The organism is Pullulanibacillus sp. KACC 23026, from assembly GCF_029094525.1.
Taxonomy (GTDB): Bacteria; Bacillota; Bacilli; order Bacillales; family Sporolactobacillaceae; genus KACC-23026.
The window spans coordinates 1,374,576-1,400,534 of the sequence record NZ_CP119107.1 but is presented as its reverse complement, the minus strand read 5'-3'; the positions used below and the strand labels follow the sequence as shown (position 1 = coordinate 1,400,534).

Here is a 25,959-nt window from a genome sequence, read left to right as displayed (position 1 = left end):
GGAGTGCCGTTCAAAAATTCATGTAGTTAACGAGCTCGGGCTCTCACTTGAACATCAAAAAAAAGAAGATGGCATTAATCTGTAACCTCTCCCCAGTATCTTACTCAAGATCGATTAACGAAGGTTTGACTTAAGTAAAAAAGGCAATCAGTCAACCGCTTCCTTTATTTTGAACAGACTTTTTTAACACATCCATTGTACTCCCAACATATAGGTCCGTCAAGGATACAAAGTGCACTGGAGTCCAATCAAAAAAGACGATATAATAAGCCTGTCAAGAAGGAGATGGACTTATGGAAAAGAGATTACCCCAAATCGAAGTCATTGGAAACACGAATGTATCAGCCTTTGGGCTTGAACTGCTTCGTACGGTTGTTATTCCCGAATTATTGGGCGATGAAACCCATCCAATCTTATACTGGGCAGGAAGACGGCTCGCTCGTCAATACCCATTGCAAGATGTTGCGGACCTTCCTGCATTTTTTGAAAAAGCCGGCTGGGGTCAGCTTGAACTCAAAGAAAGCAAAAAAGATCACTGCCTTTATTTTCTGACTTCTGAATTGATAGAAGCCCGAATAAAGGACGATGAACATACGACCTTTTCACTCGAAACCGGCTTCCTAGCTGAGCAATATGAACGATTGACCCAATATAAAGCCGAAGCGATCATGGAGGTCAAAACAGGAAAACAAAAACGGGCTGAGATTCAAATTCAATGGGACTTAAAAGATCCAGTTGAAAAGAAATCTGAATAAACAGGCGGGAAAAGACCTCATCAAGCAGTCATTCTTTCAGTAAAGGTCTTTCTCCCCCAAAAAAAACGCGCAATGTTTTGCGCGTTTTTTTTGACTGTTTTTAAGCTTTAGAGGAGAGTTCAGGCTCAACCAGCGGTGAATCGAGATGAAAAGCCTCATGAAGCGCTTCTAATGCCTTATTGAGGTCGCTTGTTGGAATAACCGTTGACACTTTGATTTCAGAGGTGCTGACCATTTTAATTTTTACATCAATGTTAGACATCACTTCAAACATGTCCGCTGCAACCCCTGGGTTGGAGACCATACCCGAACCAATGATCGACACTTTTGCGAGATTGGATTCAATATTTAAATCAGAATAGCTAAGGATTGGCTGATTCGTTTTCAACACATCTAGTGCATCTGCCAAATGGGTGCTGGCAATCGTGAAAGAGATCGAGGTTGTTTCTTTATCCAAAGCATTTTGAATAATGATGTCCACATTAACCCCCGCTCCTGCGAGTACCTTGAAGACATTCGACAAAGTTTCAATTTTATTAGGCAGTCCAAGCAAAGTAATTTTGGTTACTTCTTTTTCAAAAGCAAGACCGCTGACCGCTAATCCTGTTTCCATTGACGTTTCCTCCTTAATAATCGTTCCAGGCTCATCATTAAAACTGCTTCTTACAACAAGAGGAACCTTGTATTTTTTCGCATTTTCAACCGATCTTGGATGGAGCACACCTGCTCCAAGGTTGGCCATTTCAAGCATCTCATCGTAAGACAGTTCAGCAAGCTTCCTTGCCTTGGATACATAACGGGGATCGGTGGTGTAGACCCCCTCTACATCGGTATAAATCTCGCATAATTCTGCTTTAAACGCGGCAGCCAGAGCCACTGCAGAAGTGTCAGACCCTCCGCGGCCTAATGTCGTTATCTCGAAATCTTCTGTTACTCCCTGAAAGCCTGCCACGATAACAACTTTGCCTAGATTTAATTGTTTTTGAATCGATTCTCGTTTTATATCTGCGATTCTTGCATTACCATGAGAAGCCTCCGTGACCATACCCGCCTGCCAGCCCATCATAGAAACGGCTTCGATCCCTTCATTGATTAAATACATCGCAAGCAAGGCCATCGTCTGTTGCTCACCTGTTGCGAGCAGCATATCCATTTCACGCTTACTTGGGCGGACTGTTATACCCGCAGCCAAGTCCACAAGATGATCGGTCGTCTTCCCCATCGCGGAAACCACCACAATAACATCGTAACCTGCTGCCTTCTTCTTCTGGATGCGAGACCCTACACGTTGAATTTTCTCAATAGACCCAACGGATGTGCCCCCAAACTTCATCACTTGCAATGTCACTTTCAAAACCTCCAATCCCTGTTTAGCCCACTTTTAGGCTCACATATCTTTCAAATGGATCTAAGCGATGAATCTTGCCACCCTCAAGGACGTTCAACTCCTCTTTTAATAAAAAAGGAAAAAGCAGCAGTAAAGAACTCGTCTTCACTGCTGCTAAACGTTCATTTGCGTTTGACAACATGCTCAGATAGTCCTCCACACAATAAATGTGTGACAGATCCGGCCTTATTCAGGACGAATCCAGCAAAAAACCTTATGAGCGATTTTTCACTTCGGCAATGTCCCCTTTCAATACTCCTCATCGAAGCTCATCCTTCTAAGAGTATTTAATCCTGTTCATTGCGCCTCTATCACAGCATACAAGAGGTGACCCCACCTCTACACTGCGTATGAAATTAAATTGAATTATAACAGTTTTTTAATAGAATGACAAAAGAAATTTTTATTCCTTCTCATTCATTGCTTTTTCATTTAGGGTTGAAAGGACAAGTTCCGCCGTGGGCTTGGGCAATCCACTTTCAACTAACTGGTCAAGGCTGGCCTCTTTAATCTTTTTAATTGAACCAAAATGACGGAGAAGCTGCTGCTTTCGTTTAGGTCCGATGCCTTCAATACCATCGAGAACCGATTTCGCCATAGCTTTATCACGCGTCTGCCGATGAAAGGAAATCGCAAAGCGGTGTACTTCATCCTGGATGCGCTGCAAGAGGTAAAATTCTTGCCCCTTTCTCGATAATTCGACCGCCTCAGGAGGCTCTCCAATTAAAAGTTGGGCCGTTTTATGCTTATCATCCTTGGCAAGCCCGCAAATCGGAATTTCAAGACCCAGTTCATCTTCAAGCACCTCTCGTGCGGCACGCATTTGGCCTTTTCCTCCATCGATGAGAATTAAATCAGGCAGCGGTTTATTTTCTTTTAAAAGACGGCTGTAACGACGCCGGACGACCTCTTTCATCGTCCCCACATCATTGGCCCCCTCCACCGTTTTTATGTGATATTTACGATAGAGTTTTTTATTAGGCTTGCCATCCTCAAACACAACCATGGCCGAAACCGGATGAACGCCTTGGATATTGGAATTATCAAATGTCTCAATTCGATGAGGGGTCGGAATATTAAGAGCTTTACCTAAGTTCTCAATTGCAATCACTGTTCGTTCCTCATCGCGTTCAATTAAGGTAAACTTTTCTTTCAAGGCAAGTTCGGCATTCTGTCTGGCCATTTCAACGAGTTCTTTCTTCCGTCCTCTAGTCGGCTGAGCAACATTGATTTCAAGGAGGCCTTGAACTAAATCAAGGTCGACTTTATTTGGAATAAGGACTTCTTTCGGCTTAAAGTGATTCGCATGCAAATAAAACTGGCCAATAAACGTTAGAAAATCTTCTTCAGGCTCGTTATAAAACGGAAAAATCGACACATCGCGCTCGATCAACTTCCCCTGCCGCATGAAAAAGACTTGGACACACATCCAGCCCTTATCGTACGCATAGTTAAAGACGTCGCGGTCAGTCAAATCATTGAATTGGACCTTTTGCTTTTCGGTTACTGTTTCAATATGGCGGATTTGATCGCGGAGCTCTTTGGCCTTTTCAAACTCGAGGGCTTCAGCTGCTTTTTGCATGTTTTCCATTAATTCCTTTTTAATTTCCTGGTGCCCACCATTTAAAAATCGGATGATACTCTCTGTCATTTCCTCATAAGTCTCTTCCTTTATGTCGTTTACACACGGAGCGAGGCACTGACCAATATGGTAATACAGACAAACACGGTCTGGCAGAGTTCGGCACTTTCGGAGCGGATAAAGGCGATCCAATAGCTTTTTTGTTTCTTGTGCAGCGGTGACATTCGGATAGGGTCCAAAATAACGCCCCGAGTTTTTGGTGACCTTTCTCGTAATGATAAGGCGCGGATGCCTTTCTTTTGTCAATTTAATATACGGGTAGCTCTTGTCATCACGAAGCATGATATTATAGCGGGGATCATGCTCCTTAATCAGGTTCATTTCAAGTATTAACGCCTCGATATCTGAGGAGGTAACAATGTATTCAAAATCCGCTATTTCACTGACTAAGAGCTGTGTTTTCGCTCCATGACTGCCGGTAAAATAAGATCGGACACGATTTTTCAATATTTTGGCTTTCCCAACATAAATAATCGTCCCTTGACTATTTTTCATCAAATAACAGCCAGGACGATCAGGGAGTGTCGCCAACTTTTCTTTTATGAGGTCATTCATGACATCACCTCTAACAAGTCTAATAATAAGGTTTTATTGTCTTAGTTTAGCATAATTTCAATGGATTCTCTTTAGAAGAGTTTTGGAAAGTTAAACAATCGACTCAACTTTAATGGAGGTATTGTAGGACCCTTAAAAATCATTTCCCGAATTTTGGGGTATGCCACTCGAAAAAACGTGAGTGGAGCCCTTTGTGTGTGATGAAGGCTCCAACACACAAAAACTTGGCTTGGCGCGACCCATTTGTGTGTGATGAAGGCCCCAATACACAAAAACTTGGCGGGGCGGGAGCCATTTATGTGTGATGAAGGCTCCAACACACAAAAACTTGGCGGGGCGGGACCCATTTGTGTGTGATGAAGGCCCCAATACACAAAAACTTGGCGGGGCGGGACCCATTTGTGTGTGATGAAGGCTCCAATACACAAAAACTTGGCGGGGCGGGAGCCATTTGTGTGTGATGAAGGCCACAATACACAAAAACTTGGCGGGGCGGGACCCATTTATGTGTGATGAAGGCTCCAATACACAAAAACTTGGCATGACGAGAGCCATTTATGTGTGATGAAGGCCCCAATACACAAAAACTTGGCATGACGGAAGCCATTTGTGTGTGATGAAGGCTCCAACACACAAAAACTTGGCGGGGCGGGAGCCATTTATGTGTGATGGGGGCCCCAATACACAAAAACTTGGCTTGGCGGGACCCCTTTGTGTGTGATGAAGGCTCCAACACACAAAAATCTGGCATGACGGGAGCCCTTTGTGTGTGATGAAGGCTCCAACGCACAAAAATCTGGCATGACGGGAGCCCTTTGTGTGTGATGTGGGCTCCTACACCCTCGCGTTTAGGTTTACTCATAGTTTTTTCTTTCTAATCAAACTATCACAATTTTAAAGCCAGGTTATCCAAATTGGAGGATTTTATAAGTTCTCACAAAAAAAGAAGCCCTGAGGCTTCTTTTTTGTCATGGATTAAAATTGTTGTTGAAGGCGTTCAACCAATGCTTCTTTCGGTTGGAAACCAACCACTTTATCCACGATCTCACCGTCTTTGAAAACGATAAGTGTTGGGATGCTCATCACACCGTATTGACCGGTTACTTGTTGATTTTCATCCGTATTAAGTTTAACGATCTTAACTTTATCGCTTAATTCGGAATCAATCTCTTCTAAGACAGGAGCAATCATCTTACAAGGTCCGCACCATGGAGCCCAAAAATCGGCTACGACTAATCCCTCAGAAGTTTTATTTGCAAAATTCTCGTCTGTCACATGTTCAATTGCCATATGTCTAACCTCCTTAATGGTAGTATTGCTCTACTACGCTTGCAGTATAACATGACTGAACCTGAAGATGCTATTGATTAGCTTAACCTCATCCTTGGATGTTTGAATCCGAAAAAGGCTGCACCGATCTCTCACAAAAATCGGATGCAGCCTAAATTAATAATGGTTAATTTTAAGCTTCTTGGAGAACTTCTTTCACGTATTTTGTCAGAAGCGGAACCACTTCAAAGAGATCGCCCACAATTCCATAATCTGCAACGTTAAATATGTTGGCTTCTGGATCTTTGTTGATGGCGACAATAATTTTCGAGTTAGACATACCGGCAAGATGCTGTATTGCCCCGGAAATACCACACGCAATATAGAGGTCAGGTGTGACCACTTTACCTGTTTGACCAATTTGAAGGGAATAGTCACAATACCCCGCATCACAAGCACCACGTGAAGCGCCAACGGTTCCGCCTAACACGTCAGCTAATTCCTTTAGAGGTTCGAATCCTTCAGCATTTTTTACACCTCGGCCACCCGAAATAATGACCTTTGCTTCCGAAAGATCCACGCCGTTTGAAGTCTTTTTAAGAAGATCTTTAATGGCAGTACGAAGATCTTTAATGACGACTTCAACAGACTGCACGTCAACATCACGGCTTTCGTCTATTTCTAAAGCATCTATATTATTAGGGCGCACACTGACAAACACCAGTCCCTCCTTTATCCGTTTCTTTTGAAAAGCTTTTCCTGAATAAATGGGACGGACAAATAAGAGTTCCCCATTTTCTTCTTGAATTTCGGTCACATCCGAAATGAGTCCGGAATTCAAGCGTGCAGCAAGGCCAGCGGATAAGTCTTTTCCCATAGCTGTATGTCCCATAACAATCGCTTCCGGTTGTTCTAGATCGATGATTTGCTTCAAAGCCTGTTTGTAACCATCTGGCGTATAATGAGCTAACGCCTCGTTTTCACTGACAATGACGCGGTCTGCCCCGTAAAACCCAAGCGTCTTACCTAATTCAATAACTCCTTGACCAAGCAAAACAGCGACAACCTCACCGCCATCCGCGACTTTCTTCCCAGCAGCAATGGCTTCATAAGAAACATGTCTCAATGCCCCATCGCGTGCTTCTGCTAACACCAATGTTTTTCTTCCCATGAGAATCCCCTCCGAATTAAATGACTTTTGCTTCTGATTTTAGGAGTCTAACAAGCTCTTTTGCTTGTTCTTCGATATCGCCTTCTAAAATTTTCCCTGCTTGTTTTGCAGGAGGCAGGTAGACGTCAACTGTCTCAGTCTTACCTTCAAGCTCATCCTCATCAAGGTCCAGATCATCCAGTTCAATAACTTCAAGAGGCTTTTTCTTCGCTTTCATGATCCCTGGTAAAGAAGGATAACGTGGCTCGTTTAATCCTTGTTGGGCCGTAACTAGAAGCGGTAAGGATGTTTCGATAATTTCGACGTCCCCTTCCACATCGCGCTCAAGTCTCACCTTGCTGCCTTCCAATTCAAACTTGGTAATGGTTGAAACATGGGCCATTCCTAACTTTTCTGCTACTCGAGGGCCAACTTGACCCGTCCCATTATCAATGGATACATTTCCTGCAAAGATCAGATCGACCTCTTTATCTTCAAAAAATGTGGCAAGAATCGTTTCGGTAGAGGTCTGGTCATAATTTTCAATCTCTTCACTGTCAATAAGAACTGCTTTGTCACAGCCCATTGCCAGTGCGGTACGCAGCTCTTTTTCCGCATCCTGGTCACCAACGGTCACAACAGTTACTTCTCCCCCGTGTTCATCACGAGTTTTGATCGCTTCTTCAATGGCGTATTCATCGTATGGATTAATAATGAATTCCGCCCCATCCTCAACAATTTTTCCGTTTTGGATCGCGATTTTTTCTTCGGTGTCAAAGGTACGTTTAATAATGACATAAATATTCACAATGTGCCCCTCCTTAATTACTAATCTCTAAATATATATAAGTGATTCTAATTGCTAATAAAAATAGGCTGTTTTCATCAACTTTGCCGCTATTTGCTTAATTGAAAATAGCTCGCTTTCCGGGCAATCTTAGAGAAGAACCTGAAAACAAGTATGGGTGCCTGTTAACGATCTTTAAATTGAGGCGACCGTTTTTCCATAAAAGCCGCAATGCCTTCTTTCGCATCCTCAGAAGCAAAGACTTTACCAAAGCTCACCGCTTCAAACTCTGATCCTTTTTCAAATTCCCCTTGGCGAGCAAATTGTAAACTTCTAAGTGCTGCTTGGACGGAGACGGCACTCTTCTTGGAAATTTGCTGAGCAAGTTCGAGCGCTGTTTCGAATCCCTTTCCTGTCTCCACGACTCGATTCACAAGTCCCCACCTCAACGCTTCTTCAGCATCAATTGGCGTACTTGTTAATATCATTTCGGTTGCTTTTGGCACCCCTACTAAACGAGGCAGGCGCTGTGTACCCGCAAACCCCGGAATAAGTCCTAAGTTCAGTTCAGGCAGGCCAAACTTGGTTCCTGTTTCAGCAATCCGAATGTGGCAGGCCATGGAAAGCTCAAGCCCTCCGCCAAGAGCAGCACCATGGATGGCAGCAATGACGGGTTTTGTGAACGTCTCAATCCGCTTAAACACATCTTGTCCATTCGTTGCCAGCCTTGAGAATTCGTCCGCTGAAGGGACTTCTGTAAATTCCTTAATGTCTGCTCCTGCTGAGAAAAAACGACCATCACCGCGAAGGACCACTGCTTTAATAGCGGGATCTTCTGCTAGGTGATCGAACTGGTCCGATAAGCCTTGAATAATGGAACGAGATAAAGCATTGGCCGGTGGCTTGTTAAGCGTCAATACCGCCACTTGATCAAAGGTTTCCCGTAAGATAGCTGTCATTCTGCTCCTCCTCTTGATTTCGATAGCTTAGATACAACTATATGAAACACAAATTAGATCAGACGTGCCTTGTTCCTTGACCTTTTTCGTTAAAAGCGCTTACAACATCAAGAGAGAGTTGCCTCTCCTTTAATGACTTAAGCCGTTTAAAAGAAGATTGGCTACAGGATCAGCGAGCGCTACAAGATCAAATTTGTGATCATTCATCACCCAGTTGGTAACCGTCTCATCGATGGTTCCAAACACCATTTGTCGCGCTAATCGTACATCTAAATCGGTTCGAAAGACGCCTTCAAGTTTTCCTTCTTCAATCAGGGCATCAATAAGTGAGGTATAATTCTTTAACGTATCATTAATTTTCATTCGTATTTCTTTGTTGGATTGACGGAGTTCAAGCTGAGTGACGATCGCCATGTTTCGGTCCGCAGCCAGTTGAAAAAAATGAGTGCCGACCAATGTCGTCATCTTCTCCTTCGCAGTCGGTTGATCTTTGATCTCCTCCTGGATTTTTTCAATGAACTCACCCATTTTTTCGCTGAAAAGTGAGATAAGAATATCCTCTTTATTTTTAAAATAAATGTAGATGGTCCCATCTGCTACCCCGGCACGCTTTGCAATTTTGGATACCTGTGCTTGATGGAAACCATTTTCAGCAATCACATCAACTGCTGCTTCAATAATTTTCATGTATTTCGGTCGATTTTTAACTGCCATGACTTGGAAACCCCTTTATAAAAATGAATGATGATTCATTCACTTTTTATTATAACGCTATCATTGTTGTTGTCAACTCTGCCATGATGAAAGAAAAGAAAACGGGGCACTTATCTCACATTGGTGTGCCCCTAATCAAGCGTGCTCATGAGCTTTTCAGATCGTCTTCCGCACGCGTTTCTTCATCAAGAAGCGTTCGTTTCAGCACTTTTCCAATTGTCGTTTTTGGCAGTTCCTCTCGAAATTCATAGAGTCTTGGGACTTTATAAGCGGCGAGACGGGCTCGGCAATGTTGATCAAGCACCTTCTCATTGACCTTGCGTCCTTCTTTAAGAACAACAAAGGCCTTCACGGTTTCACCCCGATAAGGATGAGGAATCCCTACCACTGCGGCTTCCTGGACGTCAGGATGTTCAAATAACACGTCCTCTACTTCTCTTGGATAAATATTGTATCCGCTTGCGATAATCATGTTCTTCTTTCGGTCGACAATATAAAAATAACCGTTTTCATCCATATAGGCCATGTCTCCCGTATATAGCCAACCGTCTTTTAATACAGAAGCCGTTTCTTCTGGACGCTTCCAATACCCCTTCATGACTTGCGGGCCTTTTACGACGAGTTCTCCGACTTCATTCACGCCCACTTCTTCTCCCGTTTCAGGGGATACAAGTCGAACATCTGTATCGGGATACGGGAGCCCAATACTTCCTTTAACGCGTTCTCCCCAAATGAGATTGCAGTGGGTGACGGGGGACGCTTCTGACAGTCCATATCCTTCGACCAGCTTGCCATTCGTCAGACGTTCAAACGTCTCTTGGACCTCTGGAGGCAGTGGAGCGGACCCGCTGATACAAGCTTTTATAGATGAGAGATCATAGTCACTGACTTTTGGGTGATTAATTAACCCTATATACATGGTAGGCGCACCTGGAAAGAGAGTCACCTTTTGTTTCTGAATCGTTGATAAGACCTCTTCTACATCAAAACGTGGCAAAAGCACCATTTTGGATGCAAAAAGGATCCCTAAGTTCATCGCAATGGTCATTCCATAAACATGGAAAAAAGGGAGTACACAGAGAAGCGTTTCCTCTCCATATGTACTTTTGTACATCCATTTTTGGCTTTGTATCGTATTCGCTATTAAATTGTAATGGGTGAGCATGACGCCCTTCGCCAGCCCAGTTGTTCCACCTGTATATTGTAGTAGAGCCAAATCTTCTTTTCCGGAAACAGGGACAGGCTGAAACTGGGAATTGCCTTTTTTTATAAGTTCTTTAAACGAATAAAACCCTGAGCGCTGGGCCCATTCTGATTTCTTAGGAGCCTTATTTTTTGGTGTTAAAGGATAAAGCAGATTCTTTGGAAAGGGCAAATAATCTTGAATTCCGGTGACAATGACCGTTTTCAACCTCGTTTTCCCCATCACTCGAGTGATTCGCGGGATGAGGGCATCGAGACAGACGATGAATTCCGTTTCAGAATCATTCATCTGATGCTCCAGTTCACGGTCCATGTAAAGGGGATTGGTCTCGACGACAATCGCCCCTGCAAATAAAATGCCGTAATAAGCAATAACCGCTTGCGGACAATTTGGCAGCATGATGGCCACGCGGTCCCCTTTTTTGATACCTAGCTGATTCAATTGATCAGCAAAAGCTGCCACTTCGTTTAACAGCTCGCCAAATGTCATCTCCTTACCAAGAAAATGGATCGCTGTTTTGTTTGGATGTTTAACTCCTGTATCTCTTAAAAATTCATAAAGCGGGCGGTTGTCATATTCATTGACAGGTGAGATGTCTTCGGGATATTGTTCGAACCAAGGCTTTGCTTCGACTCCCATTTAGTTTCCTCCCTTTTTTATACCGCACCTCTTATTTCACACTCTTCATTCCTATTATAGTGTAAACCCTTTCATTTGAGTATCCCAAAAGTTAAAAAAACGCCAGAAATTTCTAGCGCTTAAAAAGATTCATAACCTATTTCTATTGGACGGCCATATAAATAATCCCTGCCGCCGCAAAAACGATGCAAACTCCGATCAATATTTTGGCCAGCGTCTCCAACCCAAATGCACCTCTTTCTATTAAAGGCAGTAAAGCTTATGAGAATGAGATAGATTTACCATTTTTTTATGAAGATGAAGAAACCAAGGCGGTCGCCTAGTTGCACTTATACTTAGTTCCTAAATTTTCCTCTAAATATAAAACCCAGACTCTGCCCCTTCCTCTTCTAATGAAGACTCGATCCAATGACGTAGGAAAGGCCAATCGAAATCATCATTGAAATAAGACCTACCGCACGATTATCTTGCTCAATTTCATGGTCAATATGGAAGGAAGGCGTTAAAAATTCAAAGATAAAATAGCCCAACAGAAGAAGTAAAAAACCAAAGGCGCCTTTTAAGATAATCGTAACGATGTGCTCTCCATTTTGTATCGAGAAGCGAAAAACATTTGCAATCCCAAGGATTTTCCCGCCTGTTGCGAGGGCTACTGACAGATTCCCTTTTTTTATTTCAACCCAGTTTTTATACTTAGTTAGTAATTCAAAACAGGCAAGAAAAATGACCATACACAAAATAACGACACTATAAATCGCAATCGTTTCAAAGTAGGCATTATCCCATATTGATTCCATGACACATTCAACGCCTTTCCTACCAATCATTGGTGATGCAAGTGAATCTAGAGACTCTTCTTTAAAAGAGCTTCTAGGGTAACGGCCCTATTTGAACTCGACAACCGTTACCCCGTGCCCGCCTTCATTCATACCGCCTAATCTTATCGATTTAATGCGGGGGTGCTTAGACAACCGGGTTTGGACACCTTTACGAAGGGCCCCTGTTCCTTTTCCATGAATGATAGAAACACTAGGATAGCCCGCCAAAAGAGCGGCATCCAGATATTTATCGAGCCTCTCCATTGCTTCTTCATAGCGCTCCCCGCGCAAATCAAGCTCTGTTCGGACCGTTCCAGTTTGTGTTCTGACATTCACCACTGGCTTAACCTGTTGCTCTTCCTTCACTGGTTTTAGTGAATCCGCCGCAATATTCATTTTCATAACGCCAACTTGAACCAAGTATTCTTTGTCACTAAGCCGTTCAATAATATGCCCTTTTTGACCAAATGTCGTGACCTTCACCTCTTGACCTGGTTCAAATTCCAACGCTTTCTTTTGACTATACGAATGAGGCCGGGCTGAGGTTTCACTTTGTAACGCATCCAAGGCATGATCAAGTCGGGATTTGGCATCAATGAGTTCATGTTCTTTAACACGGTTCGCTTCCGTTTGCATTTCACGCAGTTTTTTAATAATCGACTCGGCTTCTTCTTTCGCTTCGGCAAGCTTCACTTTTGCCTCGCGCTCGGCTTCTTTTCTAAGCTGGTCTTTTTCCCTCTCCCACTTAGCCAGTTCCTGGTCTAATAGTTGCGCTTTTTTCTCCCATTCCTGTTTAAGTCTTGCCGCCTCCGCATTCGCTCTCTCCGCTTCTAGACGATGGCGTTCAAGGGACGCAATCATATCGTCCACTTTCGCGGTATCACTGGATATCAGACTTCTCGCTTGTTCAATGATCCTCTCGTCCAAACCTAAGCGTTTAGAGATTTCAAAAGCATTGCTTCGTCCAGGGATTCCCATCAACAGTCGATACGTGGGGCTTAACGTCGCCACGTCAAACTCTACACTTGCATTGATTACCCCTTCTCGCTCATACGCATAGGCTTTCAATTCACTATAGTGAGTGGTAGCAATGAGACAAGCCCCTCTATTTCGGACCTCATCTAATATGGAAATGGATAAAGCCGCTCCTTCTTGAGGATCGGTGCCTGCACCCAATTCGTCAAAAAGCACTAAACTGCGGTCATTCACCTCTTCAAGAATGGCGATAATATTTTTCATGTGAGAAGAGAAGGTGCTCAAGCTTTGCTCAATGGACTGCTCATCTCCAATATCAGCAAAAACATGTTCAAAGACATTGACAACAGAGCCTTCATAAACAGGCAAATGGAGTCCCGATTGCGCCATTAAGGTTAATAATCCGACCGTCTTTAACGTCACCGTTTTTCCGCCTGTATTCGGACCCGTAATGACAAGCGCCTTTGTTCCATTTTCTAACGCCACATCAATTGGAACAACTTGAGTGAGCGGAATTAATGGATGCCGCGCTTTTTTCAAATGAAAAGTTCCTTCATGACTAAGCGCTGGCTTCGTTGCCTTCATCGTTTCCGCGAGCCTTGCCTTTGCAAAAATAAAATCGATAACAGCAAGTCGATCGACATCATTTCGAACGGTTTCTGCTACTTCGGCTAGTCGACGTGAGAGTTCTGTCAAAATCCGGTCCACTTCTTGTTCTTCTTTTAAGCGGGTTTCATTCAACCGATTATTTAATTCAACAATGGCTTGAGGCTCAATAAAGAAAGTCGCTCCGGATGCCGATTGGTCATGCACAATCCCGCCAAAAGCTTGGCGATATTCCTGTTTGACAGGGACCACATGGCGATTATTGCGGATCGTGACAATCGCTTCTGAAAGCATCTTTTGCGTATTAGGAGAACGGACAATGGATTCCAGCTTATCTTTGATTCGTCCATCAAATGAACGCAGCTGTGAACGGATCGAACGAAGCGCGTCACTTGCTGAGTCCATGACATACCCTTGATCGTCAATACACCCTCTGATCTCCCGTTCGACTTCTCCGGCAGGCTCGAGCATTTCCGCATGAGAACCGAGAATCGGGAGAGCAGCACCGTCTTCTATCTGCTCTTCAATAAAATGCTTGATAATTCTTGAGCCTCGAATGGTGTCGGCTACAGCCATCAATTCTTTGGCACTTAACACGCCGCCAACCTGAGCACGTTTTAACGGGGGACGCACATCTGTGATCCCCCCAAACGGAAGATGCCCTTTTAACCTCAATACATTAAGCGCTTCATCGGTTTCCTCGATGAGACTTCGGACCTCTTCGGGATCGGTGCTCGGCTCCAAATGACTCGCGATCTCTCGACCAAGAGAAGAGGATGCTTTGGCCGCTAATTGATCACGAATCTTATCATATTCTAAAAGCTTTAAAACTCTTGGCTTCATCGTTAAACTCCTTCCAACAAACCTCCTGCAATAGCGCCAACCTGATGAACTAGTCTTATCTTTTTTTATCCCTTAAAAAGGATTGAAAGGCCTCTAGTGAATAAGTATTTATCACCTGCTCTTTTGTTAGCCATGCCTTTCGAGCGGCCTTAACACCTATTGACATATCGTCCAACATATCGAGTGAATGGGCATCTGTATTAATACAAAATCGAATGCCTTTTTCCTTTGCCTTCATAAGCCATTCGGCTGAAAGGTCTAAGCGGTGCGGATTCGCATTTAATTCTAAAGCTGTTCCCGTTTCTGAAGCAAGTTCAAAGAGCTGCTCCTGATTCACAGCATAGCCCTCTCGTTTGCCAATAATCCGTCCAGTTGGGTGGGCAATGAGACGAACTTTCGGGTGACGCATGGCGTTCTCAAGGCGTTTCATAATCACCGATTCGCTTTGGGAAAAGGAAGAATGAATCGCTGCAATGACAAAGTCCAATTCTTCTAAAATGTCATCCGCATAATCAAGACGGCCGTCTGGTAAAATATCCATTTCAACACCACTGAATAGATGAATTTTACCTTGATATTTTTCATTTAATGCCTGAATCTGTTTGATTTGTTCTCTCAAGCGTTCTTCAGTTAAGCCATTTGCGACTTTAAGTGACTTGGAATGGTCGGTAATGACTATATAGGAGTAACCCTTTCGAATCGCGCCCTCCACCATTTCTTCCAGTGAATAAGCCCCATCACTCCAAGTCGTATGCATGTGAAGGTCTCCGTTAATGTGGGACTCTTCGATTAGATTTAGTTCTGCCACCGTTCTTGCTTGCTCCAGCTCATCGTTTCCTTCGCGACATTCAGGAGGAATATAAGCCAAATCGAAGTGACGAAAAAAAGAAGTCTCATCTTTAAAAGTTAAAAGGGTTTCGTTCTCCTGCAGCACGCCATATTCACTAATTTTCTCCCCTCTTGATTTGGCTAATTGTCTCATGAGAACATTATGTTCCTTAGAACCCGTAAAATGATGAAGCGCTGTTGCAAAGCTTTTGGGCTCTACGAAGCGAAAATCAACACCGACCTGATAGTCACATTTAAGCTGAATCGACATTTTCGTGTTCCCATGACCGACCACTTCCTTAACAGCAAGCTCTCGTAACAGCGATTCAGACACCCGTTCAGGTTCTAGCGTCGCAATCACATAATCTAAGTCCTTCATGGTTTCCCGAAGACGTCTAAGCGAACCAGCTCTAGAATACTGCTCGATTTCAGGTAGTGCAGAAAGAACCTGCTCAATTTGCTGAGCAAGCGGCAGCATATAAGAAAGTGGAAGGCGATCAGGTCTCTCGGTCGCTTGCAATATGGCTTTTAATAGCTTCTCCTCGGATTTATCACCAAATCCATCCAGTGTGCGAAGTTGTTCTTCTTCACATGCCTTTTTTAATGAGGTCATATCCGTTATGCCCAATTCTTGATAGAGCTTAGCTATCTTTTTGGCTCCAAGTCCGGGCAGTTTTAGAAGCGTAAGAAGTCCTTCCGGCAGCTCGTGTCGCAGCTCGTTTAATAGCTCTGACTCCCCTGTTTCGATGAGCTCTGAAATGACAGAAGCTGTCCCTTTTCCAATCCCTTTGATCTCATTTAAATGGTCAATCTGATCAAGGCTCCGTTCATCCGTCTCTAGTGCTCTGGCAGCCCGCCTGTACGCGGCGATCTTAAAAGGGTTTTCATTCTTAAATTCAAGATAGATCGCAATCGTTTCCAGAGAGTGAATGATTTGTTTCTTATTCATCTCATCCCTCCTTAATTTATCGTCATACATATGAAAAGCCTGGTTTCCCAGGCTCTAAACACAGCTCAATCATTTCTTTTGCAGCCAAATCAACTCGTTATTATAAACATTAGGTCAGCGGGTTAGCTCCCGTATATTGGAACCAAAGATGCTGAATGGTTTGTGAAAAACCAGGTGTATGCTGGACCATAAAAAGCGCCACTGAAGAGCTATGGACATATTGGTCAATATGAAAATAAGGCATTAAAGCCCCTATGTACAACAGAACAAAAAGAACTAAGTACACTTCAACAAACCCAAACAAAGCTCCTAATAGGCGATTAATGGATCTAAGAATAGGAAGATCAGCCAGAAAATCAAGCATCGATCCAAGAATCTGCCAAACAATCTTCACGACAATAAAAATGATCGTAAAAGCGACCGCATGGTAAAAGGACATTTCAAGATTTAAATTTTTTATTGTACTAAAAAAAGAGTTGGCAGCAGAATCCTGTGAATAAGGGATCCAAAATTGAAGTTTTGGAGCAAGTTGACCTGCATAGTTATAGGCAATCACATAAGCCGCAACGAAGCCAGTAAAATGAACCAATTGGAGGATCAATCCTCTTCGCGCGCCAATAGCAAAGCCAACAACAAGCAAGATAAGTATAATTAAATTAACCACGACTACTGCCTCGACTTTCTCAAGTAATTTAACTTTTCTAAGTTCAGGTTTCTTACTAACAATCCCCCTAATCATACCAAAAGGGAGCGATTTGGACAACGAGGCTTTCTAAACCCATTTCAGTTATAATAAGTGAGAAGGAGTTGGTCAAATGGGACAAACAGTTCTCCAAGTTAATTCGGCCCTCATGGAAAAAATGAAAAATGCCTACATAAAGGATGCTGACGCCACACTGCCGCCTGGGAGTGTCTTTCGAGCTAAGCGCCAAGACTGCACGATAACCGGCTACCGTTCTGGAAAAGTTCTGTTTCAAGGGAAATCAGCGGAACAGGAAGCTCAGAAATGGGGAGGGCAAAAAGAAGGACCCTCTCCTGCCTCAACATCTAAGAAATGGAAGGGTTCTACAAGTAAAAAGTCAGTTGAATCCCATGACTTTCTCCCACCAAACACAATTGAGGAGCTTGCGATTATCGGTTCGGACGAGGTCGGAACAGGTGATTTCTTTGGTCCAATGACCGTTGCCGCCTGCTACGTATCACCCGCACACTACGCTACGTTAAAGAAATTAGGGGTCCGAGATTCAAAAAATTTAACCGATACTCAAATCTCTGCCATTGCCAAATCCCTAATAAACGAAATGGCGTATAGCTTACTCATATTACCTAACGAAAAATACAATCAGCTGCGTGAACAAGGGATGACGCAAATTGGAATGAAAGCCCTCCTTCATCAACAAGCCCAACTAAAGCTTCGTGATAAAATCACGGAAGCCCCATTAGATGGCTATCTTGTCGACCAATTTGCCACCCCCGACCTTTATTTCAAATCTTTAAAGGAGAAGAGACGACCTCTTGACCGGCCTATTTATTTTAAAACAAAAGGGGAATCGGTTCATCTTTCAGTTGCGGCAGCCTCTATCATTGCCCGCTATGCCTTTATAAAAGAAATGGATAAACTATCAGAAGAATGCGGAATGACCTTGCCAAAAGGAGCAGGCGCTCATGTTGACGAAGCAGGGGCAAGGCTCATCAAGCTTAAAGGGGAAGACTACTTATCAAAAGTCGCTAAGCTCCATTTCAGCAATGCCGACCGAGCAAGAGCCCTTGCTAAAAGATGAGGGGACAGTCCCCATTTCAAGGTCTTTCACCAACAAGAAGTTGAAAAGTCCTTGCTCCTCAAGGGGTTGCAAGCAGCGAGCACTGTCCCCACATGCTTTAAATCATTAAAGCGCCCATCGCTGTTTTTTGAGTAAACTAAAAGGAGAGGGGACTGTCCCCTCTCCTTTAGTTTGCTATTAATTGCGAAGTCGGTCCGAAGAATTCAAAGTGCAAAGAGGCTTCAGGCACGCCCCAATTTAATAGGTCATTATATATCAGCTTCATAAATGGCTCTGGGCCGCAGAAGTAAAACTCTGCATCCTTGGATGGAAGAATCCCTTTCAACCAATCCATATCCAGTCGTCCTTCTTTATCGTATGCTTGCTCACGTTGATCTTCTAGGGTTGGGTTCTCATAGATCGTATAAAGTGTTAAATTTGGATTCTCTTTTGCCATGGTCTGCATTTCATCTTTTAGAGCATGAGCCCGTCCATTGATTGCTGCATGAATCCAAGTGATTGGCTGCTCTCCCCCTTTTTCATGCCAAGTTTTCACCATACTTGTGACTGGGGTGAGACCAACACCGCCGCTTAAGATCACAATCGGCTTTTTATTATCAAGTTCGAGTGTAAATTTCCCCTGAGGAGCACTTACAAGCAATCGCTGTCCTTCTTCGATCTCATCATGAAGATAATTGGAGACAATCCCCTCTGGTAAGGCATGTCGTCCTTCCTCTTTTTTCACACTAATTCGGTAAAAGTCAGATGTATAAGCATCCGAAAGACTATATTGGCGGATATGGGTGTGCGATTCCCCTTCTGGCTTCACCTTAACACTTATATATTGTCCTGGAGAATAGACAGGGACTTGTTGCCCGTCTGCTGGTTTCAAATAGAAAGAGGTAATCCCATCGGACTCTTGTATTTTATTAGCAACAACAAACTCTTTATACCCATCCCAAGCTCCCTTTTGCAGATTAGCCTCTCGCATTTGTGTTTCGATATCGATAAATAACTGAGCAATCACACCGTAGGCTTCAGCCCAAGCATTAAGGATCGTATCCGTTGCTGCGTCACCCAAAATATCTTTGATTGCTCCAAGTAATTGTTCACCAACAATTGGATACTGGTCTGGGCGGATGCCAATAGAGACATGCTTATGAGCCACAACCAAGGCCTCTTCACTCAAATCATTCAATCGATCAATATGCTTGGCCGCTTGATAGACCATGTTAGCAAGTGCTTGTTGCTGACTTGATTTCCTTTGATTGGTCTGATTAAATATATTCTTTAATTCAGGATAGTTTTCAAAGAGTCTTTGATAAAACCTTTTCGTAATATCTTGGCCATACTTTTCTAGCACTGGTACAGTTGATTTAATAATTGAAATCGTTTCTTGACTTAACATGGATATCCCTCCTGATTTCGTCTAAGATAACTATACCTCTAAAAGATGTATTTTAAATACATCTTTTATGACAAAGCCTTGACCATCTTATGACAAAACGGTTAACAAAGAATGGGAAAATAGAGCTATAATAGAGATTCCGTTATACTTAAGATAGGTAGGAATAAGGAGCTGAAAAGACATGAAGCTTACCCAATACACGGATTATTCATTAAGAGTCCTCCTTTTTCTTGGTGCTCTGGATAAAGGAGAGCTAGTTCAAATACAAGACGTTGCTTCGATTTACCATCTTTCGAAAAATCATTTGACAAAAGTGGTCCATCATCTCGGCAAATTAGACTTAATTGAAACCATTCGCGGCCGCGGTGGAGGCATTCGTCTCAAACAAGACCCGGAACAAATTAATATTGGCTGGGTGGTCAGACAAACAGAAGAAGATTTCCACATCGTAGAGTGCTTTGCCCATAAGGATAACGCCTGTCGAATCAGTTCGATTTGTTTGCTAAAAGGCATCCTGCATGAAGCATTGGATGCTTATCTAAACGTGTTAGACCGCTATACCTTAAAAGACATTTTAGCTAATAAACAAGCTCTGCAGCCTTTGCTTTTTCAGGGTTAAAAAGCGACTGTCTCGTTGGACTAACAGATTGGAATCTTGGGAACACTCGAGGAGTTAGCCGTAACGAGGCTTCGTTATTCCTCTCTAAACGGGCCCTTTGTGAAGTTCGGCGTAACCAGAATTCACTAATATTCAAAAAACAGTCCAAATTGACCCTCATCCTCGAAAATAGCGTTTCGCCGTTACCTCTATTCTTCAAATTGGCCTCAAAATCAATAAATAGAGAATGCTCGTTACACTAAAAATAGTTAGGCGTAACGAGCATTCTTTATACTCAATTCTAAGAGTTTCTTTTCATCATCACGTATCTAGACAATATACCCGCAAGTATATAGACTATAAAAAGCTCCCAGTCAACGTGCTTAAACAATATAAATCCTAATATTCCAAAAATAGAGCACGAAATAATAGCTCCAATAAGGAATTGTAAAATCTCTTTCATTAGTTTTGAAGTCATCCATGTCCCCCTCCTTAGCTTCTTCCATTGACCGTTAGCAATCAGAAAAGGTGCGGAAATTTTAAACTATTCTTCAATAGCTTCCGTTCAATAAACTTATAAATCCTGACCGTTCGTATTATCCGAGATAAAATACTTCATTTCAATTTTTTCAAGTAAGTACATTATGAATAAAATCAACCAAGCCCAAACTTTAACACTGATACTGGCATCCCATAACACGGTTAAAACAACTAAACCTAATAAAAAAACAATGGAAATAATCCTTGATAGACTGGAATTTGGTTTTCGTGGTCTCTTTGGTATTAGTAATCCGAAGATGAAAAATACAACAAAAGAGATCATTGCGCCTGTTTTGTCGCTATCCACTAGGTAGATTAAACAACTAGTCAGTGCCGAATATAAAAAGGTGAAAATTAATTTCCTCAAAAAGGGTTCTCTGTTCCCCTCTTTTGCCTCTGAACTATAATCCCCGTCGTTTTTTTCAACTACTCTTTTTATTAACAAGTATAAGACGTATATGATAATAATAACTACCATAGCAAAGAACAAAAAGTTACTTAGTACAATTTGTGCCATTCCTCCCATCGCATAACTCCCTCTTTCTTATGATTAATGACTTTTTTCAATCCTGGAACCGTTACTTGTTATAAACGACGGCAAAAACCTTGTTCAACACAAGCTAGGTTAGCGTTAACTGATTAAGAGTTTCTTTATATCATTCAGGAAATTCCTCTTTGTTACTTAAAGTTGTCAGAAACGGTTGCGTTAAGAAACCTATCACAATAATAATCGCAGAGACAATAATTCCTATAACTGTTGGCAAACTGAACAAAGAAATAACAATAAGTACAATTGGAATCATTAACCCGTACCAAGTCATACGTTGAGAAGATTTAAAAGACGTATACTGGATTTCCCCGCAATAAGGACATGCCTTTTTCTTCTTGAATGTCCTTTGAATTGTATCTGCCCAAGTCCATTTATGGTGACATTTCTTACAAGTTGGCATTTACATACCCCCAAACTAGGTTCTTAGACTCTAATATAAGTTTAACATTTATAACTTTAACATTAAATTCCAAAACCACTAGAAAAATCAGATAATGGATACACGATTGGAATTGGGTTCACTTCAGAGGTGCAAACCATTAACTATCAAGATAAATCGCACGTGCGACGTTTATTGTAATATCAATGTTTATTGACCATTTCAAATCACAGTTTAATTTACATGGGTGAAAATAATTATTGGCGGTGTGTGAATTAACCAGTGATTGAGCAAGGAAAGGCAGGGTGATTACCAAGGCATTTGGATATATAGGTTAAAATAAAAGTTAGATTATCGAAGACTTTGTTAAAAAATGGTTCTTAAAGTAAAAAATGGACTGTCATGGTTAACAAGAAATTTTAGAGTCACCTGTGATCGTTGAAATAAGCGGAGATTTTTCCGTTATCAACCAAAGTAGCGTTCAGTTCGTCGTAAATAAGCGGAGTTTTTCCGTTTAAACAAAAAGAAATGACCCATTTTCATGTTTCTCGAGTCAATAGTCGGAATTTTTCCGTCTATTTTAGCTATTTTGGATGTTGATTTCTAAATAAGCGGAATTTCTCCGCTTATTTAGAAAGTTCGCTTTAGCCATTTAATGAAAGAGGTAATCGATTGCCTTTTATGAAAATAAAACAAATAAGAAGCGTAGTCAAAATACGGAGACTCCTGCGGGACAGCACGTGTCCGAAGACCCCGCAAGCAAGCTTTTCCTTGCTGAGGAGGCTTGGGCCATGTCCGCGGAAAGCGGCGGATTTTGACTAGCGTTTCATAAAGGACTTAACTTATAAATGAAAAACCGCCCCCCTCACTTTAAAAGGTGTGAATAAGTTCGGTTTTTTCTATTCGCAAACTACTTCTGTCCCAGCCTCTAGCACGCCGATTCGCACAAAGATCATAATGTTTGACCCGATGCCAATTAGCTAAAAAGTTAATCCAAAAAAAAAAAAAAAGAAGGATGCTAATCGGTGTCCCGAAAAGCATCCCCCATACTGTTAGTTTAAGTTGTCTCTCCCAAAATCGAACCTAATACTGTGGGAGTTTTAACCTCTTAAAGTGGCTCCAAATGCTTGGTAAACCGCTTGAAGAACTTTCTCATGAACCGCTGTGACTTCTTCGTCTGTCAAAGTTTTTTCTGGGTTGTAGTATCTCAAAGAGTAGGCAAGTGATTTCTTCCCTGGTTCCAAATGCTCACCCTTATACAGATCGAATAAGGTCGCTTCTTTTAACAGGTCTCCTCCAGCATTCAGGATCGTTTCGCGAAGGACTCCCGCTTGCACCGATTCCTCGACAACTAGCGCAATATCCCGAGTGATAGATGGATAACGCGGTAGGCTGACAAAGGTTAGCGGCTCGAGTTCCGCCTCCAACAAGGCCGTTAGATCACATTCGTACACGACTGTATCGTTTAAGTCCCATTCAGACTGAAGCTCTGGGTGAACTTGTCCAATGATCCCAATCGCTGTCTCTCCAAGCAGAATAGAGGCCGTTCTTCCAGGATGCAGACCTTTATGCTCAGTTGGTTGATAAGCGATCTGTGAAGCGACACCGAGTCTCTCAAACAGCCCATCTAAAACCCCTTTTGCCACATAAAAATCAACCTTTTGACTCGGTCCTTGCCAGCCGCCTTGCTCCCAAATACCTGTTAAGGCACCGGAGAGATACTCTCTTTCGTCAGGCAAGTTGGCCTCTCCTTCATTTTTAATGAAGACATGGCCCATTTCATATAAGAATACGTTTGGCATTTGTCGATTTAAATGATAGGTGACCGCCTGTAAGAGCTCTGGGAGGAGGCTTTTGCGCAGAACATTGCGATCCTCTGACATCGGCATAGCAAGTCGAACCGCCGCCACGCCTTCGCCTTTTAAAGGAGCGATCATCTCTAAACGCTCTTCAGATGTCAAGGAATAGGTAACCGCTTGGCTCAAACCTGCTCCAGTCATGTATCGTTCAACCTGACGTCTTTTGACTTGGTAAGGATTTAATCCCGCTTCTGCTGAAGTGCCTTTTGGCAAGGTTGCCGGGACGTGGTCATAGCCATAAATCCGACCAACCTCTTCCACCAAATCTTCAGGAATGATGACATCCGGACGACGAGCCGGGACTTCAACGGACAACAATTCGCCGTTAAGAGTGACCCCAAAGCCTAAGCGTTTTAACACGGAAACGATCACATCCGTCTCTAGGTCCGTACCAAGAACTTGATTAATTTTTTGCACAGGGAGCTCAATTCGTGTTGGCGGTACTTCTACATCGCCTTCATGAACCACACCTTTTAAAACCGTACCATTTGCATACAGGGACATGAGCTCCGCCGCACGATTAGCCGCCGGTACGGCTCGATTGCGGTCGATCCCTTTTTCATAACGGGAGCTGGCATCGGTACGAAGCTGCAAGCGTGTTGAGGTTTTGCGGATTGTGCGTGAATCAAAAATGGCGGACTCCAACAGAATCGTTTCCGTATTCGGTTTCACTTCAGAATTGGCTCCACCCATGACACCTGCAAGCCCCATCGGCCGTTCTCCGTTGGTTATTAAAAGGTCATATTCTTCAAGATCACGTTCTTGGTCATCTAAGGTGACCATCTTTTCATTTGGCTGAGCCTTTCGAACGACGACCTCATCGGTTCCAAAATCGCGAAAATCAAACGCATGAAGCGGTTGGCCATACTCGAGCATGACATAGTTTGTAATATCAACGACATTGCTTATTGGACGAATTCCGCAAGCGATCAACCGGTTTTGCAGCCAACGCGGAGATGGACCAATCTTAACCCCTTCAATCATTCGGACACTGTAGAACGGAACCCCATCCTTCGCGTCGACGTTTACACGAATTTTCTCATGCGCAGAAACGTCACTTTCTTTTACAATTGGCTCTGGAATGTGAACAGGTCGGTCAAGAATGGCTCCAACTTCATAGGCCACCCCGATCATATTCATACAATGGGCACTGTTAGGTAAAATATCAAGTTCTAAAACAGCATCGTCTAAGTTCAAGTAAGGAAGAGCATCTTCTCCAACAATCGCTTCTTCATCTAAGACATAAATGCCATTCGCGTATTCTTTTGGTACGAGCTTCTGATCAACACCCAGTTCACCGAGCGAACAAATCATACCATTGGATTCTTCTCCGCGCAGCTTCGCTTTTTTTATTTTAAAATGGCCTGGCAGAACCGCCCCTGCTCTAGCAACTGCGACTGTCTGGCCTGCCGCTACATTCGGCGCCCCACAAATAATTTGAACCGTCTCGCTCCCCAAATTAACTTGACAAACATTTAGCTTATCCGCATTAGGATGGAGAGTGCAGCTTTCCACGTAACCGACGACTACTCCTTTAATGCCCTCACCTAAATAATGAACATGCTCGACTTCAATGCCCGCTTTAGTAATAAGATCCGCTAATTTTTCTGGGGATATATCGGTTAAATCAACATAATCCTTGAGCCAATTATAAGATACTTGCATCTATTCTCCTCCTCTTACTTCAGTCACCTTTAGGATAAACGTGAAAACTGCTTCAAAAAGCGCTCATCATTTGTATAAAAATGACGGATATCATCAATTCCGTACTTTAACATAGCAATTCGTTCAGGACCCATTCCAAAGGCAAATCCTGTGTACACGTCTGGATCAAATCCTGACATACGAAGTACGTTAGGATGCACCATGCCTGCGCCGAGAATCTCAATCCATCCTGTGTGCTTACATACCGAACATCCATCGCCGCCGCAGTGGAAACAAGAAATGTCCATTTCAACAGACGGCTCTGTAAATGGGAAGAAGCTTGGACGCAAACGAATGCGGCGATCTTCACCAAACATTTTCTGAGCAAACACGGTTAAAGTTCCTTTTAAATCACTAAGCGTCACATTCTTATCTACATAAAGACCTTCAATTTGCATAAATTGATGAGAGTGAGTCGCATCGTCGTTATCTCGTCTGTAGACCTTACCCGGGCAAATAATTTTAACGGGACCCTTTCCTTGATGCCGCTCCATCGTCCTCGCTTGCACAGGAGACGTGTGCGTTCTAAGCAAGAGCTCTTCAGTAATATAAAAAGAGTCCTGCATGTCGCGAGCTGGATGATTCTTCGGCAGATTCAGTGCTTCGAAATTATAATAATCCTGCTCGACTTCTGGACCTTCAGCAACCGCATAGCCCATGCTGATAAATAGATCTTCAATCTCTTCAATGACAAGACGAAGAGGATGGCGGGACCCTTGGCGCACAGCGCGGCCAGGAAGGGTGACGTCGAGCGTTTCCTTTTGCAGCTTTTGTCGGACTTTCTCTTCTTCTAGACGCGTTTCCTTCTCATCAATCGTGCTTTGAATCGCTTCACGGACTTCATTGGCAAGTTGTCCAATCACAGGTCTTTCTTCTGCAGAAAGCTTACCCATCCCTCGCAAAATATCTGTTAGAGAACCCTTTTTACCAAGGTATTTAACTTTGGCTGCTTGAAGCGATTGAAGATCCTGGGCTGCTTCTATAACCTCTAAGGCTTCTTGTTTTAGTTGAACTAATTCATCCTTCACACTAATGACCTCCTCTTAATTGCCTAACAGCTGCTCTCCATTTCTCAAGAGAG

The 25,959-nt window shown here is 42.9% G+C and carries 21 protein-coding genes and 1 riboswitch; of the genes, 3 read left to right on the top strand and 18 right to left on the bottom strand.

The genetic code is table 11. The features are described from left to right. The first annotated feature begins 293 nt into the window (after positions 1-293). Positions 294-755, top strand: coding sequence for a YslB family protein (locus tag PU629_RS06145; protein WP_275283409.1), 462 nt, complete (start codon positions 294-296; stop codon positions 753-755). Between the two features lie 100 nt (positions 756-855). Here the strand turns inward: PU629_RS06145 and PU629_RS06140 are convergent, their stop codons facing one another. The 13 genes from PU629_RS06140 to PU629_RS06080 all read right to left on the bottom strand — a co-directional run bounded on the left by PU629_RS06140 (position 856) and on the right by PU629_RS06080 (position 16,843). Next, positions 856-2,103 (bottom strand): aspartate kinase, encoded by a 1,248-nt coding sequence (locus PU629_RS06140; protein ID WP_275283408.1) that lies wholly within the window; start codon positions 2,101-2,103, stop codon positions 856-858. Positions 2,104-2,125: 22 nt separating this feature from the next. Further along, complete coding sequence (locus PU629_RS06135; protein ID WP_275283407.1) at positions 2,126-2,284, bottom strand: hypothetical protein; 159 nt, start codon at positions 2,282-2,284, stop codon at positions 2,126-2,128. Continuing rightward, positions 2,284-2,461: riboswitch (Lysine riboswitch) on the bottom strand. (Overlaps the previous gene by 1 nt.) Before the next feature lie 84 nt (positions 2,462-2,545). Continuing rightward, entirely contained in the window at positions 2,546-4,339 is a 1,794-nt protein-coding gene (gene uvrC / locus PU629_RS06130; RefSeq protein WP_275283406.1) for an excinuclease ABC subunit UvrC, read from the bottom strand. Between the two features lie 975 nt (positions 4,340-5,314). Continuing rightward, positions 5,315-5,629 (bottom strand): thioredoxin, encoded by a 315-nt coding sequence (gene trxA, locus PU629_RS06125; RefSeq protein WP_275283405.1) that lies wholly within the window; start codon positions 5,627-5,629, stop codon positions 5,315-5,317. Between the two features lie 172 nt (positions 5,630-5,801). Continuing rightward, entirely contained in the window at positions 5,802-6,779 is a 978-nt protein-coding gene (locus PU629_RS06120; RefSeq protein ID WP_275283404.1) for an electron transfer flavoprotein subunit alpha/FixB family protein, read from the bottom strand. A gap of 16 nt (positions 6,780-6,795) precedes the next feature. After that, positions 6,796-7,566 (bottom strand): electron transfer flavoprotein subunit beta/FixA family protein, encoded by a 771-nt coding sequence (locus PU629_RS06115; RefSeq protein WP_275283403.1) that lies wholly within the window; start codon positions 7,564-7,566, stop codon positions 6,796-6,798. A 164-nt stretch (positions 7,567-7,730) separates the two neighbouring features. Next, positions 7,731-8,504, bottom strand: coding sequence for an enoyl-CoA hydratase (locus tag PU629_RS06110; protein WP_275283402.1), 774 nt, complete (start codon positions 8,502-8,504; stop codon positions 7,731-7,733). A gap of 129 nt (positions 8,505-8,633) precedes the next feature. Then, the gene (locus PU629_RS06105; RefSeq protein WP_275283401.1) at positions 8,634-9,218 is read right to left on the bottom strand and encodes a fatty acid metabolism transcriptional regulator FadR; all 585 of its coding nucleotides are present in this window, start codon (positions 9,216-9,218) and stop codon (positions 8,634-8,636) included. A gap of 145 nt (positions 9,219-9,363) precedes the next feature. Then, on the bottom strand, positions 9,364-11,061 hold the full coding sequence (locus tag PU629_RS06100) for an AMP-binding protein (RefSeq protein WP_275283400.1): 1,698 nt from the start codon (positions 11,059-11,061) through the stop codon (positions 9,364-9,366). A gap of 389 nt (positions 11,062-11,450) precedes the next feature. Continuing rightward, positions 11,451-11,858 carry a DUF350 domain-containing protein gene (locus PU629_RS06095; RefSeq protein WP_275283399.1) on the bottom strand — a complete coding sequence of 136 codons (408 nt, stop codon included), beginning with the start codon at positions 11,856-11,858 and terminating at the stop codon, positions 11,451-11,453. A gap of 87 nt (positions 11,859-11,945) precedes the next feature. Further along, a complete protein-coding gene (locus PU629_RS06090; RefSeq protein WP_275283398.1) occupies positions 11,946-14,303 on the bottom strand; it encodes an endonuclease MutS2 in 2,358 nt (785 codons plus the stop codon). Positions 14,304-14,358: 55 nt separating this feature from the next. Then, positions 14,359-16,080, bottom strand: coding sequence for a DNA polymerase/3'-5' exonuclease PolX (gene polX / locus PU629_RS06085; protein WP_275283397.1), 1,722 nt, complete (start codon positions 16,078-16,080; stop codon positions 14,359-14,361). Positions 16,081-16,189: 109 nt separating this feature from the next. Further along, positions 16,190-16,843 (bottom strand): CvpA family protein, encoded by a 654-nt coding sequence (locus PU629_RS06080; protein ID WP_275283396.1) that lies wholly within the window; start codon positions 16,841-16,843, stop codon positions 16,190-16,192. A 52-nt stretch (positions 16,844-16,895) separates the two neighbouring features. Between PU629_RS06080 and rnhC the strand changes: the two genes are divergently transcribed. Then, positions 16,896-17,861 carry a ribonuclease HIII gene (gene rnhC, locus PU629_RS06075; protein ID WP_275283395.1) on the top strand — a complete coding sequence of 322 codons (966 nt, stop codon included), beginning with the start codon at positions 16,896-16,898 and terminating at the stop codon, positions 17,859-17,861. A gap of 166 nt (positions 17,862-18,027) precedes the next feature. Here rnhC and hmpA read toward each other — a convergent pair whose 3' ends face one another. Beyond that, positions 18,028-19,248 (bottom strand): NO-inducible flavohemoprotein, encoded by a 1,221-nt coding sequence (hmpA, locus tag PU629_RS06070; RefSeq protein ID WP_275283394.1) that lies wholly within the window; start codon positions 19,246-19,248, stop codon positions 18,028-18,030. 181 nt (positions 19,249-19,429) lie between these two features. On the opposite strand from hmpA, the gene PU629_RS06065 reads away from it, so the two are divergent. Continuing rightward, positions 19,430-19,867 (top strand): RrF2 family transcriptional regulator, encoded by a 438-nt coding sequence (locus PU629_RS06065; RefSeq protein WP_275283393.1) that lies wholly within the window; start codon positions 19,430-19,432, stop codon positions 19,865-19,867. 553 nt (positions 19,868-20,420) lie between these two features. On the opposite strand, the gene PU629_RS06060 is transcribed toward PU629_RS06065, so the two are convergent. The 4 genes from PU629_RS06060 to pheS form a co-directional block, all read right to left on the bottom strand. Beyond that, the gene (locus tag PU629_RS06060) at positions 20,421-20,912 is read right to left on the bottom strand and encodes a hypothetical protein (RefSeq protein ID WP_275283392.1); all 492 of its coding nucleotides are present in this window, start codon (positions 20,910-20,912) and stop codon (positions 20,421-20,423) included. Positions 20,913-21,042: 130 nt separating this feature from the next. Beyond that, positions 21,043-21,336 carry a TIGR04104 family putative zinc finger protein gene (locus PU629_RS06055; RefSeq protein WP_275283391.1) on the bottom strand — a complete coding sequence of 98 codons (294 nt, stop codon included), beginning with the start codon at positions 21,334-21,336 and terminating at the stop codon, positions 21,043-21,045. Positions 21,337-22,415: 1,079 nt separating this feature from the next. Then, a complete protein-coding gene (pheT, locus tag PU629_RS06050; protein WP_275283390.1) occupies positions 22,416-24,839 on the bottom strand; it encodes a phenylalanine--tRNA ligase subunit beta in 2,424 nt (807 codons plus the stop codon). Positions 24,840-24,868: 29 nt separating this feature from the next. Continuing rightward, on the bottom strand, positions 24,869-25,906 hold the full coding sequence (gene pheS, locus PU629_RS06045) for a phenylalanine--tRNA ligase subunit alpha (protein ID WP_275283389.1): 1,038 nt from the start codon (positions 25,904-25,906) through the stop codon (positions 24,869-24,871). Positions 25,907-25,959 lie beyond the last annotated feature (53 nt).

Excerpts from the sequence above, each read along its gene's own strand:
- PU629_RS06135 (WP_275283407.1), bottom strand. The coding sequence starts at position 2,284 with ATGTTGTCAAACGCAAATGAACGTTTAGCAGCAGTGAAGACGAGTTCT.
- PU629_RS06110 (WP_275283402.1), bottom strand. The coding sequence starts at position 8,504 with ATGACAGCTATCTTACGGGAAACCTTTGATCAAGTGGCGGTATTGACG.
- trxA (WP_275283405.1), bottom strand. The coding sequence starts at position 5,629 with ATGGCAATTGAACATGTGACAGACGAGAATTTTGCAAATAAAACTTCT.
- uvrC (WP_275283406.1), bottom strand. The coding sequence starts at position 4,339 with ATGAATGACCTCATAAAAGAAAAGTTGGCGACACTCCCTGATCGTCCT.
- polX (WP_275283397.1), bottom strand. The coding sequence starts at position 16,080 with ATGAATAAGAAACAAATCATTCACTCTCTGGAAACGATTGCGATCTAT.
- PU629_RS06145 (WP_275283409.1), top strand. The coding sequence starts at position 294 with ATGGAAAAGAGATTACCCCAAATCGAAGTCATTGGAAACACGAATGTA.
- hmpA (WP_275283394.1), bottom strand. The coding sequence starts at position 19,248 with ATGTTAAGTCAAGAAACGATTTCAATTATTAAATCAACTGTACCAGTG.
- PU629_RS06090 (WP_275283398.1), bottom strand. The coding sequence starts at position 14,303 with ATGAAGCCAAGAGTTTTAAAGCTTTTAGAATATGATAAGATTCGTGAT.
- PU629_RS06065 (WP_275283393.1), top strand. The coding sequence starts at position 19,430 with ATGAAGCTTACCCAATACACGGATTATTCATTAAGAGTCCTCCTTTTT.
- PU629_RS06095 (WP_275283399.1), bottom strand. The coding sequence starts at position 11,858 with ATGGAATCAATATGGGATAATGCCTACTTTGAAACGATTGCGATTTAT.
- PU629_RS06100 (WP_275283400.1), bottom strand. The coding sequence starts at position 11,061 with ATGGGAGTCGAAGCAAAGCCTTGGTTCGAACAATATCCCGAAGACATC.
- PU629_RS06105 (WP_275283401.1), bottom strand. The coding sequence starts at position 9,218 with ATGGCAGTTAAAAATCGACCGAAATACATGAAAATTATTGAAGCAGCA.
- PU629_RS06055 (WP_275283391.1), bottom strand. The coding sequence starts at position 21,336 with ATGCCAACTTGTAAGAAATGTCACCATAAATGGACTTGGGCAGATACA.
- PU629_RS06060 (WP_275283392.1), bottom strand. The coding sequence starts at position 20,912 with ATGGGAGGAATGGCACAAATTGTACTAAGTAACTTTTTGTTCTTTGCT.
- PU629_RS06120 (WP_275283404.1), bottom strand. The coding sequence starts at position 6,779 with ATGGGAAGAAAAACATTGGTGTTAGCAGAAGCACGCGATGGGGCATTG.
- pheT (WP_275283390.1), bottom strand. The coding sequence starts at position 24,839 with ATGCAAGTATCTTATAATTGGCTCAAGGATTATGTTGATTTAACCGAT.
- rnhC (WP_275283395.1), top strand. The coding sequence starts at position 16,896 with ATGGGACAAACAGTTCTCCAAGTTAATTCGGCCCTCATGGAAAAAATG.